This is a genomic window from Actinoplanes sp. NPDC051633 (assembly GCF_040681735.1).
Taxonomy (GTDB): Bacteria; Actinomycetota; Actinomycetes; order Mycobacteriales; family Micromonosporaceae; genus Actinoplanes.
Map to the genome: position 1 here is coordinate 1 of NZ_JBFAZH010001693.1, position 1,247 is coordinate 1,247.

Annotated in this window: 3 protein-coding genes; 2 read left to right on the forward strand and 1 reads right to left on the reverse strand. The window is 69.9% G+C overall.

Annotated elements, in window-relative coordinates:
• On the forward strand, positions 1-440 hold a 440-nt coding region (locus AB0M20_RS44380; protein ID WP_364307596.1), incomplete at its 5' end, for an alpha amylase C-terminal domain-containing protein.
• Between the two features lie 70 nt (positions 441-510).
• Here the strand turns inward: AB0M20_RS44380 and AB0M20_RS44385 are convergent.
• A complete protein-coding gene (locus tag AB0M20_RS44385; RefSeq protein ID WP_364307598.1) occupies positions 511-1,035 on the reverse strand; it encodes a GNAT family protein in 525 nt (174 codons plus the stop codon).
• 18 nt (positions 1,036-1,053) lie between these two features.
• Here AB0M20_RS44385 and AB0M20_RS44390 point away from each other — a divergent pair, with 18 nt between their 5' ends.
• Entirely contained in the window at positions 1,054-1,242 is a 189-nt protein-coding gene (locus AB0M20_RS44390) for an MmcQ/YjbR family DNA-binding protein (protein ID WP_364307600.1), read from the forward strand.
• Positions 1,243-1,247: the final 5 nt, after the last annotated feature.

The window sequence follows — 1,247 nt, forward strand, 5'->3', positions numbered from 1 at the left end:
AGCGCGGCCTCAACTGGGAGCTGCTGGACGACGAGTCCAAGGGCGGCGGCATCCGGCGCCTGGTGCAGGACCTCAACGGCGTCTACAAGCAGATTCCGGCGCTGTGGACGCAGGACACGTCGCCGAGCGGCTTCCGCTGGATCACCAGTGAGGACAGCCAGCACAACACGTTCTCGTACCTGCGCCTCTCCCCCAGCGGCGACATGCTGGCGGCGGTGGTCAACTTCGCGGCGGTCCCGCACGAGGGCTACCGCATCGGCCTGCCCCGCCCGGGCGTGTGGCGCGAGGTGATCAACACCGACAGCGAGCTGTACGGAGGATCAGGCGTCGGCAACCTCGGCGAGGTGCATGCGGAGGAGATCCCGTGGCACGGCATGAACGCCTCGGCCTCGCTGCGCGTCCCGCCCCTGGGCACGGTCTGGCTGCACTACGAGGGCTGACAGCTGCATCGCGACGCCGGCTCCGCCACACGGCAGGGCCGGCGTCGCGGCGCCCGGCCGGGTGCGGCACTCACCGAGCGCCGTCGCCGAGCCATTCCGTTGCCAGCAGGCCGAAGAGCAGGTCGTCGGTCCACTCGTTCCTGATCCAGGTGTGCGAGCGCAGGTGGCCCTCCTGCGTGAAGCCGACCCGCGTCAGCAGCCGGGCCGACGCCGTGTTGCGGGCATCGCACTCGGCCGACACCTTGTGCAGGCCACGCACCCGGAACAGGTGGTCGAGGATCGCGCGGACCGCTTCCGTGGCATAGCCCCGCCCGTGGTGGGCCGCCGCCAGCGTGTAGCCGATCGACGCCTGCATCCGGTTCTCGTGCGTGTTGACGCCCACGTCGCCGATCAGTTGCCGCTCGGCGACCAGCTCCACCGCGTACTGGAACCAGCCCGGCTCGTCCGGCTCGCCGCGAGAAAAGTCGGCCGCGGTGGTCACCGTGCCCCAGCCCTGATAGCGGGCGATCTCCGGATCGTTCCGGTACGCGGCGAACGCCTCCTGATCGGACGCACGGAAGCGGCGCAACACGAGACGTTCCGTCGTGAGCAGCACAACGGGCAGAATACGACCGTGGACGAGCAGCGGCTGCGCGACATCTGCACGGCGTTCCCCGAGGTCACCGAGCGCCTAAGCCACGGCACGCCGGCCTGGTTCGTACGCGACAAGAAGTCCTTCGCGTGGCTCTGGCCCAATGGTCACCACGACAACGACTTCCCCCACCTGTGGTGTGCCGCGCCGCCCGGCGCCCAGCAGGAGTAGATCGC